Here is a 14,533-nt window from a genome sequence, read left to right as displayed (position 1 = left end):
GCCCAACAGAATTACATGCAGAATCGGCCTGTTAAAAACCGCTGAAATTGCTCATCATTATAGGGTGTGGTTTGCATGTTCACGTCGCGCCAACGTTCTGGCGCAAAGACAAAGGTGAAAAGTATTTATGGTAAATGTTCGTCAGCCCAGGGATATTGCGCAAGTGCTGCTATCGGTGCTGTTTTTAGCCATCATGATTGTGGCCTGTTTGTGGATAGTACAGCCTTTTATTTTGGGGTTTGCATGGGCAGGTACGATTGTTATCGCGACCTGGCCCGTTTTGCTGAAATTACAAAAAATATTGTGGGGCCGCCGCTCGCTTGCCGTACTGGTCATGACGCTGCTGTTAGTGCTGCTCTTCGTTATTCCCGTCGCCTTGCTGGTGAACAGCATTGTCGATGGTAGCGGCCCGCTCATCCATGCAGTGACCGGCGGCGATATGACGCTACCCGATCTGGCATGGTTAAATAATATTCCGTTGGTTGGCGCCAAACTGTATGCCGGATGGCATAGCCTGCTGGATATGGGCGGTAGCGCTATTATGGCGAAAGTGCGGCCTTATATCGGCACAACCACGACCTGGTTTGTCGGTCAGGCGGCGCATATCGGACGCTTTATGATGCACTGCGCCCTGATGCTGTTGTTTAGCGCCCTGCTTTACTGGCGCGGCGAACAAGTGGCGATGGGTATACGCCATTTTGCCTGTCGTCTCGCGGCTAAACGCGGCGATGCGGCGGTTCTGCTGGCTGCCCAGGCGATCCGCGCCGTGGCGCTTGGCGTGGTGGTCACCGCGCTGGTACAGGCGGTACTTGGCGGCGTCGGGCTGGCGATTTCCGGCGTGCCTTACGCTACTCTGTTGACGGTAGTGATGATCCTTTCGTGTCTGGTTCAGTTGGGGCCGTTGCCGGTATTGATTCCAGCCATTATCTGGCTTTACTGGACAGGCGACACCACCTGGGGCACCGTGCTGCTGGTTTGGAGCGCCGTCGTCGGCACTCTGGATAACGTGATTCGCCCGGTACTCATCCGCATGGGCGCCGATTTACCGCTGCTTCTGATCCTTTCCGGGGTAATCGGCGGCCTGATTGCATTCGGTATGATTGGTCTGTTTATTGGACCGGTGCTTCTGGCCGTGACCTGGCGTTTGTTCTCCGCATGGGTACATGAAGTTCCGGCGCCGACGAATGAACCAGAGGAGATCCTTGAAGAGCTGGATGACATCGAGGAAGCCAACAAGCAGTCATAATCCCGTCGGGCGGCATTGCCGCCCGATGCTTTAGCGACGTTTATCAATTCAACGCACACTCCATTTTGATTCGCCCGTCTGTTCCCCGCCGCATCTCATTTCTGTCGCAAATCCGTTACAGTTTTTAAACTATTGAGACGAATCTGATCGACGCAAAAAGTGCTCATGCCTACTATTAGCACACGGTTATAAATCAACACATTGATTTATAAGCATGGAAATCCCCTGAGTGAAACAACGAATTGCTGTGTGTAGTCTTTGCCCGTCTCCTACGATGGGCTTTTTTTTAACTTTTTTCGCCGCATTGTTACATAAGCCAGCTCCCGTTTCCCTTCAACACCGCGATATCTGCAACGAACAAATAATATTGCACAAAATAGTGTGATTCTGTTCAAGTCGAAACGGTGTCGGTGGTGCTATTTATAGCATCACTTTTTTCATATAAAAGCCTAAAAAATGATGAACGCGTTAGAACTACAAGCACTACGGCGTATTTTTGATATGACGATTGAAGAATGCACAATCTATATCACCCAGGATAATAATTCGGCAACCTGGCAACGATGGGAAGCTGGCGACATACCCGTCTCTCCAGAAATCATTGCCAGGCTAAAGGAAATGAAAGCCAGGAGACAGCGACGAATTAACGCCATTGTTGACAAAATAAATAACCGCATCGGCAATAATACAATGCGTTACTTCCCTGATTTATCTTCTTTTCAGTCCATTTATACAGAGGGGGATTTTATCGAGTGGAAAATTTATCAATCTGTTGCTGCCGAACTTTTCGCACATGATCTGGAGCGGCTGTGTTAGACGTAAACTTTATCGCCGCATCGTATTGATACCGGATAGAAAACCACACAATCACGACATTGACTTGTCACCCTATCCAATATGCTTCCTGCCTGTGTATACCACTGTAACGTTCAGGCGGCATCTCTGAGTCAGATAATATGAAAAATCGTTATTTCCCTACCGCTGTAGGGTTGTATTTTAATTACTTTGTACATGGCATGGGGGTTATCCTGATGAGCCTGAACATGTCATCGCTTGAACAGCAATGGCATACCAGTGCCGCAGGCGTATCTATTGTGATCTCTTCGCTTGGTATTGGCCGGCTAAGCGTTTTGTTAATCGCCGGTATGCTTTCCGATCGCTTTGGTCGCCGTCCTTTTATCATTCTGGGGACCGCCTGTTACCTGATTTTTTTCATTGGCACTCTTTATGCTCAGACGATTTTTGTCGCTTATGCCTGTGGTTTTTTAGCGGGTATGGCCAACAGTTTTTTAGATGCAGGTACCTATCCCAGTTTGATGGAAGCCTTCCCTCGCTCCCCCAGTACGGCAAATATTCTGATTAAAGCATTTGTCTCTGGCGGGCAATTCTTGTTGCCCATTATTATCAGTTTATTAGTCTGGGCTAATATGTGGTTTGGCTGGTCCTTCCTGCTTGCCGGGGCGATCATGCTTATTAATGCTCTGTTTTTATTACGCTGTCCTTTTCCACCCTATCCTGGTCGGATATTGAAGCCCAAAATCTCGCAAGCGCCTGTCACAGGCGTACATCATTGCTCCCTCATCGATCTTATCAGCTACACCCTTTATGGCTATATCTCGATGGCAACCTTTTATCTTATCAGCCAGTGGCTGGCGCAGTATGGACAGTTCGTCGCAGGAATGTCGTATACCCAATCCATCAAACTGTTAAGTATTTATACCTGCGGCTCGCTACTCTGCGTTTTTATAACCGCCCCGCTGGTCAGAAAAACAATTCGCTCTACCACATTATTGATGTTTTATACCTTTATCTCTTTTATTGCGCTTCTGACGGTCTGCCTGCATCCTCAGGCCTATGTTGTTATGATCTTCGCATTCGTCATTGGATTCTCTTCCGCCGGTGGCGTAGTACAAATCGGCCTGACGCTGATGGCGGCCCGTTTTCCACAGGAGAAAGGTAAAGCGACCGGCATTTATTACAGCGCCGGCAGTATCGCGACGTTCACTATTCCGTTGATCACAGCGCGGATTTCAGAAATGAGCATTGCACATATTATGTGGTTTGATACCGGTATCGCCGCAGCGGGATTTCTCCTCGCACTGTTCATCGGTTACCGAAGTCGGGCTGAATCACAACATCACGCTGAAGCAGCGTCAACTGCGCAATAAATGTTAGCGTGCCAGTTGCAATATTATTGCCTTGCTATGCAAAATAAAACGTTAGCCATTATCACCGGGAAACAAAAAATGTAATTTTCGTGTTAATTATTATTCATTATCTTCACACTTATCAGAAAAATTGCGATGAGCATCACGAGTTATATGTATTAAACAACAAATTCGCAGCAATTTTTATATTTCCTGGCTAACAAATGAAATGCTATCAATGCAATAAACCTGGCATTTTAAACGCCATGTTATGTACATATAACGACAGTACCGACTTATAGTGTTACTGAACAATCGCTGCATGTAGTAAAGCAGTAATAAGCAGGACATTGAATCAAACCATCAGCAAGGAGCTGTGAACAAATGTCTCAGAACAAGGCTCGCAACATGCCATATTTGCTGGCTGTTATCTGCATTTATTTTAGTTACTTTCTCCACGGCATGAGTGTTATTACACTAGCCCAGAACATGACCTCCCTTGCACAGAAATTCTCCACGGATAGTGCCGGTATCGCCTATTTAATCTCTGGCATTGGTCTTGGCCGTCTGGTCAGTATTTTATTCTTTGGCGTACTGTCCGATAAATTTGGCCGTCGGGCAATAATACTGCTTGGCGCCGTACTATATATGCTATTTTTCTTCGGTATTCCCGCCAGTCCTAACCTGATGATCGCTTTCATATTAGCGGTGTGTGTCGGCGTGGCGAACTCCGCGCTGGATACCGGCGGATACCCTGCATTAATGGAGTGTTTTCCCAAAGCATCGGGCTCGGCAGTTATTCTGGTTAAAGCGATGGTCTCTTTTGGGCAAATGATTTATCCCCTTATTGTCAGCGCCTTGTTAGTCAACCATATCTGGTACGGCTACGCGGTGGTAATCCCCGGTATCCTTTTCGTCCTCATCACGTTGATGCTGTTGAAAAGCCGTTTTCCCAGCCAACTTGTCGATGCCAGTATTGCGAAAGAATTACCCCAGATGAACAGTACTCCCCTCGTCTGGCTGGAAGGCGTAGCTTCCGTTTTATTTGGCGTCGCCGCGTTCTCAACCTTCTATGTGATTGTGGTCTGGATGCCTAAATATGCGATGGCCTTCGCCGGAATGGCGGAATCCGACGCGCTGAAAACCATCTCTTATTACAGTATGGGATCGTTGGTTTGCGTGTTTATTTTTGCCGCATTGCTGAAAAAAATGGTTCGCCCCATCTGGGCCAATGTTTTCAATGCCGGGCTGGCGACACTCACCGCTGCGGCAATTTACCTGTATCCCTCTCCACTGATCTGTAATGCTGGCGCCTTCGTGATTGGTTTTTCCGCTGCTGGAGGTATTTTACAATTAGGCGTATCGGTAATGTCGGAATTTTTCCCTAAGAGTAAAGCTAAAGTCACCAGTATATATATGATGATGGGGGGCGTAGCTAACTTTCTTATCCCACTGATTACCGGTTATCTCTCTACTATTGGCCTGCAATATATCATTTTGTTAGATTTTGCCTTTGCACTACTGACATTTATCACCGCCATTATTGTATTTATTCGCTATTATCGCGTATTTAAGATCCCGCAAAACGATGTCCGATTTGGCGAGCGTTATTTCCAGTAAAAATGTTAACGATGCGCAACAGGCATGCGCCCTGCTCTGCACTGTCCACTTATTAAGGAGTATAAAATGGATGTTACCGCAAAATATGAATTAATTGGTCTTATGGCGTATCCTATCCGTCATAGCTTATCGCCCGAAATGCAAAACAAAGCGTTAGAGAAAGCGGGGCTACCGTATACCTATATGGCTTTCGAAGTGGATAACACGACGTTTGCCAGCGCCATTGAAGGACTGAAAGCATTAAAAATGCGCGGTACGGGCGTCTCCATGCCAAACAAACAGCTCGCGTGTGAGTATGTCGATGAATTAACGCCAGCAGCAAAACTGGTTGGCGCTATCAACACCATTGTTAACGATGACGGCTATCTACGCGGCTACAACACGGATGGTACGGGCCATATTCGGGCAATTAAAGAAAGCGGTTTCGATATTCGGGGAAAAACCATGGTGCTGCTCGGCGCGGGAGGCGCGGCTACCGCCATTGGCGCCCAGGCAGCCATTGAAGGCATTAAGGAAATTAAACTGTTTAACCGTAAAGATGACTTTTTCGAAAAAGCGGTTGCCTTTGCGAAGCGGGTGAATGAAAACACCGATTGCGTCGTTACCGTCACCGATCTTGCCGATCAGCACGCTTTTACTGAAGCGCTTGCCAGCGCAGATATTCTGACGAACGGTACCAAAGTTGGCATGAAACCATTGGAGAACGAATCCCTGATCGGCGATGTTTCCCTGCTCCGGCCTGAATTGCTGGTCACCGAATGTGTTTATAATCCGCATATGACAAAGTTATTGCAGCAGGCGCAACAAGCTGGTTGCAAAACAATTGATGGTTACGGCATGTTGTTATGGCAAGGAGCCGAACAGTTTGAACTGTGGACAGGAAAAGCGTTTCCATTGGACTATGTGAAGCAGGTGATGGGTTTCACAGCCTGACCGGTAAAATTATAATTGCGACGAATGACAATGAAGGGTACCAAATGAAAACCGTAACTGTAAGAGATCTCGTGGTTGGCGAAGGCGCGCCAAAGATCATTGTGTCGCTAATGGGAAAAACCATTACCGATGTGAAATCGGAAGCACTCGCCTACCGTGAAGCAGATTTCGATATTCTGGAGTGGCGCGTTGACCATTTTGCCAACGTGACGACGGCAGAAAGCGTACTTGAGGCCGCCGGTGCCATCCGGGAGATTATTACCGATAAACCCTTGCTATTTACCTTCCGCAGCGCGAAAGAAGGCGGCGAACAGGCGCTAACCACCGGACAGTATATCGCTCTGAATCGTGCAGCGGTTGACAGCGGTCTGGTCGATATGATCGATCTTGAGCTTTTTACCGGCGACGATGAGGTGAAAGCCACCGTCGGCTATGCTCATCAACACAATGTTGCGGTGATCATGTCTAACCATGATTTTCATAAAACGCCCGCAGCGGAAGAGATTGTTCAGCGTCTGCGTAAAATGCAGGAACTGGGCGCCGATATTCCGAAGATCGCCGTCATGCCGCAGACTAAAGCCGATGTCCTGACCTTACTTACCGCCACTGTAGAAATGCAGGAGCGCTATGCGGATCGTCCGATTATTACCATGTCGATGTCGAAAACCGGGGTAATATCTCGTCTTGCCGGCGAAGTGTTCGGTTCTGCAGCAACGTTTGGCGCGGTGAAAAAAGCATCTGCGCCGGGACAAATATCGGTAGCCGATCTGCGTACCGTATTAACTATATTGCACCAGGCGTAATACTTTATCGTGTGGCAGAATATTCTCTTTCTGCCACAATAAAAATAAATAGTTATCTGACATGAATATGTTCCATATTCATTGAAAGCCGCTGTCTTTATTACCTTAACACGGTTATATCGATATTGCTTTCAGGGATAATAGTGGAGTAAATATGAAAATCAATAAGCCATCACGCATTAATGGCCGCGTTCCCGTGCTCTCTGCACAAGAAGCAGTAAATTATATTCCAGACGAGGCCACTTTATGTATTCTGGGCGCTGGCGGCGGTATTCTCGAAGCGACAACATTAATTACCGCACTGGCAGATAAATATCAAACAACCCAGTCACCACGAGATTTATCTATTATTAGCCCTACCGGATTAGGTGACCGCGCCGATCGCGGCATCAGCCCGCTGGCGCAGGAGGGATTGGTAAAATGGGCGCTATGCGGACATTGGGGGCAATCTCCCCGTATTTCTGAACTGGCTGAACAAAATAAAATCGCCGCCTATAACTACCCACAAGGCGTATTAACCCAGACGCTGCGCGCCAGCGCCGCACACCAGCCGGGTATTCTGAGCGATATCGGTATTGGTACCTTTGTCGACCCTCGCCAACAGGGCGGAAAATTAAACGACGTGACTAAAGAAGATCTCATTAAGCTGGTAGAGATCGATAATAAAGAATATCTCTATTATAAAGCGATAGCGCCTAATGTGGCTTTTATCCGCGCCACCACCTGCGACAGCGAAGGCTATGCATCATTTGAAGATGAGGTGATGTATCTTGATGCGCTGGTGATCGCCCAGGCCGTTCACAATAATGGCGGTATTGTAATGATGCAGGTGCAGAAAATGGTAAAAAAAGCCACGCTGCATCCAAAATCCGTGCGTATTCCCGGCTATCTGGTGGATATTGTGGTTGTCGACGCCGACCAGACGCAACTGTATGGCGGCGCGCCGGTGAACCGATTTATCTCCGGGGATTTTACTCTTGATGATAGTACCCAGCTTACCCTGCCCCTTAATCAGCGCAAGCTGGTAGCCCGACGCGCGCTGTTTGAAATGCGTAAAGGCGCGGTAGGCAATGTGGGCGTAGGCATTGCCGACGGTATTGGTCTGGTCGCTCGCGAGGAAGGCTGCGCCGATGACTTCGTGCTGACCGTGGAAACAGGCCCGGTGGGCGGTATTACCTCTCAGGGCGTGGCCTTCGGCGCCAATGTCAATACCCGCGCGATCCTTGATATGACCTCACAATTTGATTTTTATCACGGCGGTGGGCTCGATGTCTGCTATTTAAGTTTTGCCGAAGTGGATCAACACGGTAATGTCGGTGTACATAAATTCAACGGCAAAATTATGGGCACCGGCGGGTTTATCGATATTAGCGCAACGTCGCAAAAAATTATTTTCTGCGGAACTCTGACGGCCGGAAGTTTAAAAACTGAAATTACCGATGGCAAATTAAATATTCTGCAGGAAGGTCGCGTGAAAAAATTCGTCAGCGAACTGCCGGAAATTACGTTCAGTGGAAAAATTGCGCTTGAGCGCGGGTTAGATGTGCGTTACATCACTGAACGTGCGGTTTTCACTCTCAAACAAGATGGCCTGCATTTAATTGAAATTGCGCCTGGCGTCGATCTGCAACGGGATATTCTTGACAAGATGGATTTTTCACCGGTTATCTCACCAGATTTAAAACTGATGGACACAAGATTATTTACCGATAGCACTATGGGATTCACGCTTCCTGACGCAACACATTAAAAGGAGTACAAATATGGATTTTTCATTAACTGAAGAACAAGAACTATTACTGGCCAGTATTCGCGAGTTAATCACCAGCAATTTTCCGGAAAAGTATTTCCGTACCTGCGATCAAACGGGCACCTATCCCAAAGAATTTATGCAGGCGCTGGCGGAAAACGGTATTTCGATGCTGGGCGTCCCGGAAGAATTCGGCGGCATTCCGGCTGACTATGTAACGCAAATGCTGGCGCTGATGGAAATCTCAAAATGCGGCGCTCCGGCCTTTTTGATTACCAACGGCCAATGCATTCACAGCATGCGCCGTTTTGGTTCCGCAGAACAACTGCGTAAAACAGCAGAAAGCACTCTGGCCACCGGCGATCCAGCATATGCGCTAGCCTTAACAGAACCTGGCGCGGGCTCTGATAATAATAGCGCCACAACAACCTGGACGCGTAAAAACGGCAAGGTTTATCTTAACGGCCAAAAAACATTTATCACCGGTGCAAAAGAATATCCTTACATGCTGGTTCTGGCGCGCGATACGGAGCCAAAAGATCCTAAAAAAGCGTTCACGCTTTGGTGGGTGGACTCAAATAAACCGGGCATAAAGATTAATCCGCTGCACAAAATTGGCTGGCACATGTTGAGTACATGCGAAGTTTATCTCGATAATGTCGAGGTGGACGAAAGCGACCGGGTCGGTGAAGAAGGCATGGGTTTCCTCAATGTCATGTACAATTTTGAAATGGAGCGTTTGATTAATGCGGCGCGCAGTACAGGTTTCGCCGAATGCGCATTTGAAGATGCCGCCCGTTACGCCAACCAGCGTATCGCCTTTGGTAAACCCATCGGCCATAACCAGATGATCCAGGAAAAGCTGGCGTTAATGGCCATCAAAATCGAAAACATGCGCAATATGGTGTTGAAAGTCGCCTGGCAGGCCGATCGGGAAGAGTCACTGCGTACCAGCGCCGCGCTGGCTAAGCTGTACTGCGCACGCACAGCGATGGAAGTGATTGACGATGCGATTCAGATTATGGGTGGGCTTGGCTATACTGACGAAGCCCGTGTTTCCCGCTTCTGGCGCGATGTTCGCTGCGAACGTATCGGTGGCGGCACGGATGAAATTATGATCTATGTGGCAGGACGCCAGATTCTGAAAGACTATCAGAACAAGTAAGGATCGTACCGGAACGTCTTATTCGGCCTGACTGCTTTACGGCATCAGGCCGAATAAATCAGATAAATTTCGCCGTCAGGTATTTGGCAGCAAATACGCCTGCTCAACCAGACTATTTTTAAATTGCTTACGATAATCGTTGGGAGAACATCCTACATGCCGCATAAACAATTTGGCAAAATGGTCCACATTTTCATATCCTACCCGCCATGAAATTTCTGCCAGTGGCGACTCAGTGTTTGTCAGCGCAAACTTGGCCTCGGTCATACGTCGTTGAATAACATAGTTGATAGGGGATATATGATATTCTTTGGCAAATTCATGGCATATATAACTGACGCTGGCACGAAATTTTTTCGATAGCTGGTCAAGCGTGATTTTTTCACGATAATTATTATTGAGATAAACAAGCACATCCTTAATTAATACATCTTTTTTAATGTAGCCTTGTTCAGAACGATAGGCATTTTTAAAATTTTCATAGTAAAGTGCGGTCAGAGTATAAGCAAATGCATCGTATACAGAGGAAGCCAATACGTTTTTCCCCTGCGGAAGTAACACGCTTAATTCATTAAAGATACTTTTAATGACCTCTTTTCCCTGAACCACGGAAACCACCGGACAGGAATGACTCTGCAATAGTTGGTTTTCTTCCCAACCTGGAAAACAAAACCCATACAGCGCACAGGTATAGGTGGTAGCCGGCGAATTGCTGTCGGATGCTACAGCGTGTAGCCGCCCCCGCTCAACGACGACAATATCGTCCGCATGCGCGACGTAGAGTGAAGAGTCAATAATTAGCCTGGCTATCCCTTTTTTGACGTAAATAAGCTCTGTTTCATTATCATGCATATGATGGCCAGACTCCCAGTTTGGATCATCGCTAATGACAAAACGTGAAAATCGAGGGGTCTTGTCCTGTTCAAAAATCGTCTCCGCGGCGGAGTCAAAACAGCGCTGATACATAATAACCTCTGTCAGGTTTAAAAAGATAACCAGGATAAAATAAAGCGAGCGTCAGTGTTGTACAACCGTGGAGATTACCAGCAAAACAAGATTATTCGTTCCGAATGCAAGATATTATGTTCTTTTGCAGACAGCTCAGATTACCTGTCGATAGCGTATTATCAGACAAAAATACATAGCCGACATATCTTTGATGTTTTCTTTTAACCTCACAGAAACAACATCGCACGTTTCATGTTAAAAAATGATGATATGCTTCGCACTTATTATTCTCACTACCGTATTTATATTTTTATGACGCCCTTTTCAGATGGTTGCTAACGATTCTCTGTTCGCAGATTTTTCGTGCAAGATTGTTGGCAAGGAAAACAGATTGACCCATCGAAAACCTCTTCAGACTGCCGCAGACTATTTTCAGTCAGATTTACGTTACTTATCCGCACGCGACTCACTGGAGATGCAATGAAAATAATAACCTGCTTTAAGTTGGTGCCTGAAGAACAGGACATTACCGTGACCCCGGAGCATTCGCTCAATTTTGATCGTGCCGAGGCCAAAATCAGCCAGTTTGATTTAAATGCAATTGAGGCCGCCGCGCAGTTAGCTGGCGATGGCGACGAGATCGCCGCGCTCACCGTCGGCGGCTCTCTGTTACAAAATTCAAAAGTCCGCAAAGATGTGTTATCCCGCGGGCCAGATGCGCTTTTTATGGTTCAGGATGCGCAGCTGGAGCACGCCCTGCCCAAAGAAACCGCGCTGGCGCTAGCATCCGCGGCGGAGAAAATCGGCTTTGACCTGCTGCTCTTTGGAGAGGGCTCCGGCGATATTTATGCCCAACAGGTGGGCCTGCTGACTGGCGAACTCCTGAAACTCCCCGTCATCAACGCAGTAAGCCATATTCAACGCGACGGCGACAAAATCATCGTTGAACGCACACTGGAAGAAGACGTTGAAATTATCGAGCTCACGCTGCCCGCGGTGCTTTGCGTGACCTCAGATATTAACGTTCCACGCATCCCGTCAATGAAAGCCATTCTCGGCGCCGGGAAAAAAGCCGTTACGTCGTGGCTGGCGAGCGATATCCACTGGACCCCAACCACGCCAATGGCGGAACTGGTCGCCATCTCGGTACCGCCGCAGACAGAACGCAAGCATATCATTCTCGATAACGATTCGCCGGAAGCCATCACCGCACTGGCCGACCATTTGAAAAAATCCCTGAACTAAACCCAACGGAGAAAAATTATCATGAATCATTTAGCTAACGTATGGGTATTTAGCGATAACGTAGAGCGTTATGCCGAATTAATGACCGGCGCGCGGCAGTGGGGAGAAAAAGTTTACGCCATCGTGCAAGGAAACACGGAGATCGACTACGTGAAAGCGCTTGGCGCTGATGAGATAGTCGTTCTTGAATCGCATACGGATTTGCAGCGCGTGGAAAACTATGCCGAAACGCTGGCCTCATTATTAGGCGACCAAAATGGGCTGCTGCTCATGGCGGCGACCAAGCGCTGTAAAGCGCTGGGCGCCCGGCTGAGCATCCAGCTTGACGCCATGATGGTGAACGACGCGACGTCTATTGACCTCCTCGACGGGACGCTACACGCAGAGCATCGCATGTACGGCGGACTTGCTTTCGGCAAAGAGAAATTAAACAGTCCGCAGGCGATTATTACGCTGGCACCCGGCGTGCTGGAACCCGCCGCCCCTCTCCCCGGTCATACTTGCCCGCAGACCACGCTGGCATATATTGCCCCACGCCACGAGGTATTGTGCCAGCAGCGGCGAGCGAAATCGTTAAGCAGCGTCGATTTGAGCAAAGCCAAACGGGTCATCGGCGTAGGACGAGGTCTGGCGGCGCAAAGCGATCTGGATATGGTGCATAAACTGGCGACCGTCCTCGGCGCAGAAGTGGGCTGTTCCCGCCCCATTGCGGAAGGTGAAAACTGGATGGAACGCGAGCGTTATATTGGCGTATCCGGCGTTCTGTTGAAATCCGATCTCTATCTGACGCTGGGCATTTCCGGCCAAATTCAACATATGGTGGGTGGAAACGGCGCAAAAATTATTGTCGCAATAAACAAAGATAAAAACGCGCCCATTTTCAATTATGCCGATTATGGTCTGGTGGGCGATATCTATAAGGTTGTTCCTGCCCTCATCGACCAGTTAAGCCGCTAATTCCTTTTTCAACGCACATCTCCCGTCGTCGATACGGCGGGAAAGGAGCATAAAGCATGTCGGATGATAAATTTGACGCTATTGTGGTGGGCGCAGGCGTAGCAGGAACGGTCGCCGCGTATGTGATGGCAAAAGCGGGACTGGATGTACTGGTTATTGAACGCGGAAACAGCGCGGGCAGCAAAAATATGACCGGTGGCCGGCTCTACGCTCACAGTATCGAAAGTATTATGCCGGGATTCGCAACGTCCGCCCCCATCGAACGCGTCGTTACCCGTGAAAAAATCTCCTTTTTAACCGAAGAAAGCGCCGTCACACTTGATTTTCACCGCGCGCCCCCTACTCCGCCCCTTACGTCATATACCGTACTGCGCAACAAACTGGACCCGTGGCTAATGGCGCAGGCGGAACAGGCTGGCGCGCAGTTTATCCCAGGTGTGCGGGTCGACGCTCTGGTACGTGAAGGCAATCGCGTCACTGGCGTTCAGGCCGGGGATGATATTCTTGATGCGAATATTGTGATTCTCGCGGACGGCGTGAATTCCATGCTGGGCCGTTCACTGGACATGGTGCCTGCATCTTCTGCGCATCACTATGCCGTCGGCGTAAAAGAGTTGATTGGGCTCTCTCCGGCACTTATTGAAGAGCGTTTTAATCTGGCGTCCCATGAAGGCGCCGCCTGGTTATTCGCTGGCGCGCCCTCCAACGGGCTCATGGGCGGCGGGTTTCTTTATACCAACCGCGATTCGGTTTCTCTGGGGCTGGTATGTGGCCTGGGCGACATTGCTCACGCGACCAAAAGCGTACCGCAAATGCTGGAAGATTTTAAACAGCATCCGGCAATACGCCCTTTGATTCAGGGGGGAACGCTGCTTGAATACTCCGCTCATATGGTGCCCGAAGGCGGCATAGCAATGATGCCGGAGCTGGCAAATGACGGCGTGATGATTGTCGGCGACGCCGCCGGTCTTTGCCTGAATCTCGGCTATACCGTCCGCGGCATGGATTTAGCCATCGCGTCCGCGCAAGCGGCCGCTCAAACCGCCATTGACGCTAAAGCGCGGCAAGATTTTTCCGCCGCGAGTCTTGCCGGTTACAAACGCGCGCTGGAGAAAAACGGCGTGTTACGCGATATGCGGCATTTCCGCAAACTCCCCGGATTAATGGAAAACCCACGGCTTTTTACCGAGTACCCGCGAATGGCGGCAAACATTGTGGGCGATCTGTTCACCGTTGATGGCGGTCCAGTCCCACCGTTGCGTAAAACTATCCTGTCACATGCGAAAAAAATTGGACTGGTGAATCTATTAAAAGACGGCATAAAAGGGGCTACGGCATTATGAGTTCGGACAATAAGGTGAATGTTGACGTCAAATTGGGCGTAAATAAATTTTACGTAGATGAAGGACACCCACATATCATTTTGCGCTCCTCGCCTGACATGCAGGAGTTTAATAAATTAATAAAAGCCTGCCCTGCCGGACTCTATAAGCTGGACGATGCGGGAAATATTCATTTTGACTCCGCGGGCTGCCTGGAATGCGGGACCTGCAGGGTTCTCTGCGGCAATACTCTTCTCGAAAAATGGGAATACCCGGCGGGAACGTTCGGCGTTGAGTTTCGCTACGGCTGACGCTCTGAAACACCGGATAACGACGCTACGGCGTCTTATTCGGTTTGCCCCCGGAGATTACGTCATTTGTATTAATAGAGAACAAG

General features: G+C 48.8%; 13 protein-coding genes and 1 other RNA gene. 13 read left to right on the top strand and 1 reads right to left on the bottom strand.

Annotated elements, in window-relative coordinates:
• The first annotated feature begins 127 nt into the window (after positions 1–127).
• From ydiK to HV477_RS00630, 9 genes are all read left to right on the top strand, one after another.
• Positions 128–1,246: an AI-2E family transporter YdiK gene (gene ydiK, locus HV477_RS00670; protein ID WP_000248615.1), complete on the top strand. Its 1,119-nt coding sequence runs from the start codon at positions 128–130 to the stop codon at positions 1,244–1,246.
• Between the two features lie 182 nt (positions 1,247–1,428).
• An RNA gene (gene rprA, locus HV477_RS00665) (antisense sRNA RprA) lies at positions 1,429–1,536 on the top strand.
• Between the two features lie 166 nt (positions 1,537–1,702).
• The gene (locus HV477_RS00660; protein WP_023893958.1) at positions 1,703–2,062 is read left to right on the top strand and encodes a YdiL family protein; all 360 of its coding nucleotides are present in this window, start codon (positions 1,703–1,705) and stop codon (positions 2,060–2,062) included.
• 140 nt (positions 2,063–2,202) lie between these two features.
• Positions 2,203–3,414, top strand: coding sequence for an MFS transporter (locus HV477_RS00655; protein ID WP_175064914.1), 1,212 nt, complete (start codon positions 2,203–2,205; stop codon positions 3,412–3,414).
• A 363-nt stretch (positions 3,415–3,777) separates the two neighbouring features.
• A complete protein-coding gene (locus HV477_RS00650) occupies positions 3,778–5,013 on the top strand; it encodes an MFS transporter (protein ID WP_000081211.1) in 1,236 nt (411 codons plus the stop codon).
• A gap of 66 nt (positions 5,014–5,079) precedes the next feature.
• The gene (ydiB, locus tag HV477_RS00645; protein WP_000383488.1) at positions 5,080–5,946 is read left to right on the top strand and encodes a quinate/shikimate dehydrogenase; all 867 of its coding nucleotides are present in this window, start codon (positions 5,080–5,082) and stop codon (positions 5,944–5,946) included.
• 44 nt (positions 5,947–5,990) lie between these two features.
• On the top strand, positions 5,991–6,749 hold the full coding sequence (gene aroD / locus HV477_RS00640; protein WP_000860224.1) for a type I 3-dehydroquinate dehydratase: 759 nt from the start codon (positions 5,991–5,993) through the stop codon (positions 6,747–6,749).
• A gap of 154 nt (positions 6,750–6,903) precedes the next feature.
• A complete protein-coding gene (locus HV477_RS00635; RefSeq protein ID WP_000700599.1) occupies positions 6,904–8,499 on the top strand; it encodes an acyl CoA:acetate/3-ketoacid CoA transferase in 1,596 nt (531 codons plus the stop codon).
• A gap of 13 nt (positions 8,500–8,512) precedes the next feature.
• Positions 8,513–9,664: an acyl-CoA dehydrogenase gene (locus HV477_RS00630; protein WP_079898962.1), complete on the top strand. Its 1,152-nt coding sequence runs from the start codon at positions 8,513–8,515 to the stop codon at positions 9,662–9,664.
• A gap of 75 nt (positions 9,665–9,739) precedes the next feature.
• Here HV477_RS00630 and HV477_RS00625 read toward each other — a convergent pair whose 3' ends face one another.
• Positions 9,740–10,630, bottom strand: a complete 891-nt coding sequence (locus tag HV477_RS00625) for an AraC family transcriptional regulator (protein WP_000284832.1) — start codon at positions 10,628–10,630, stop codon at positions 9,740–9,742.
• Between the two features lie 462 nt (positions 10,631–11,092).
• Between HV477_RS00625 and HV477_RS00620 the strand changes: the two genes are divergently transcribed.
• From HV477_RS00620 to HV477_RS00605, 4 genes are read left to right on the top strand one after another with little or no spacing between them, the layout of a single operon-like run.
• Entirely contained in the window at positions 11,093–11,857 is a 765-nt protein-coding gene (locus tag HV477_RS00620) for an electron transfer flavoprotein (RefSeq protein WP_000692096.1), read from the top strand.
• Between the two features lie 21 nt (positions 11,858–11,878).
• A complete protein-coding gene (locus tag HV477_RS00615) occupies positions 11,879–12,814 on the top strand; it encodes an electron transfer flavoprotein subunit alpha (protein ID WP_001015885.1) in 936 nt (311 codons plus the stop codon).
• Positions 12,815–12,870: 56 nt separating this feature from the next.
• Entirely contained in the window at positions 12,871–14,157 is a 1,287-nt protein-coding gene (locus HV477_RS00610) for an FAD-dependent oxidoreductase (RefSeq protein WP_001278555.1), read from the top strand.
• On the top strand, positions 14,154–14,447 hold the full coding sequence (locus HV477_RS00605) for a ferredoxin family protein (protein WP_000093362.1): 294 nt from the start codon (positions 14,154–14,156) through the stop codon (positions 14,445–14,447). The genes HV477_RS00610 and HV477_RS00605 overlap by 4 nt, the downstream gene beginning before the upstream one ends.
• Positions 14,448–14,533 lie beyond the last annotated feature (86 nt).

This window comes from Salmonella sp. SG203, from assembly GCF_013350575.1.
GTDB classification, from domain to species: Bacteria; Pseudomonadota; Gammaproteobacteria; order Enterobacterales; family Enterobacteriaceae; genus Salmonella; species Salmonella enterica.
Note: the sequence above shows the minus strand (reverse complement) of the source record. Positions and strands in the feature narration are given on the sequence as shown.

What these genes read in the sequence shown, in the direction of transcription:
- ydiK (WP_000248615.1), top strand. Translation starts at nt 128, where the DNA reads ATGGTAAATGTTCGTCAGCCCAGGGATATTGCGCAAGTGCTGCTATCG.
- HV477_RS00660 (WP_023893958.1), top strand. Translation starts at nt 1,703, where the DNA reads ATGATGAACGCGTTAGAACTACAAGCACTACGGCGTATTTTTGATATG.
- HV477_RS00655 (WP_175064914.1), top strand. Translation starts at nt 2,203, where the DNA reads ATGAAAAATCGTTATTTCCCTACCGCTGTAGGGTTGTATTTTAATTAC.
- HV477_RS00650 (WP_000081211.1), top strand. Translation starts at nt 3,778, where the DNA reads ATGTCTCAGAACAAGGCTCGCAACATGCCATATTTGCTGGCTGTTATC.
- ydiB (WP_000383488.1), top strand. Translation starts at nt 5,080, where the DNA reads ATGGATGTTACCGCAAAATATGAATTAATTGGTCTTATGGCGTATCCT.
- aroD (WP_000860224.1), top strand. Translation starts at nt 5,991, where the DNA reads ATGAAAACCGTAACTGTAAGAGATCTCGTGGTTGGCGAAGGCGCGCCA.
- HV477_RS00635 (WP_000700599.1), top strand. Translation starts at nt 6,904, where the DNA reads ATGAAAATCAATAAGCCATCACGCATTAATGGCCGCGTTCCCGTGCTC.
- HV477_RS00630 (WP_079898962.1), top strand. Translation starts at nt 8,513, where the DNA reads ATGGATTTTTCATTAACTGAAGAACAAGAACTATTACTGGCCAGTATT.
- HV477_RS00625 (WP_000284832.1), bottom strand. Translation starts at nt 10,630, where the DNA reads ATGTATCAGCGCTGTTTTGACTCCGCCGCGGAGACGATTTTTGAACAG.
- HV477_RS00620 (WP_000692096.1), top strand. Translation starts at nt 11,093, where the DNA reads ATGAAAATAATAACCTGCTTTAAGTTGGTGCCTGAAGAACAGGACATT.
- HV477_RS00615 (WP_001015885.1), top strand. Translation starts at nt 11,879, where the DNA reads ATGAATCATTTAGCTAACGTATGGGTATTTAGCGATAACGTAGAGCGT.
- HV477_RS00610 (WP_001278555.1), top strand. Translation starts at nt 12,871, where the DNA reads ATGTCGGATGATAAATTTGACGCTATTGTGGTGGGCGCAGGCGTAGCA.
- HV477_RS00605 (WP_000093362.1), top strand. Translation starts at nt 14,154, where the DNA reads ATGAGTTCGGACAATAAGGTGAATGTTGACGTCAAATTGGGCGTAAAT.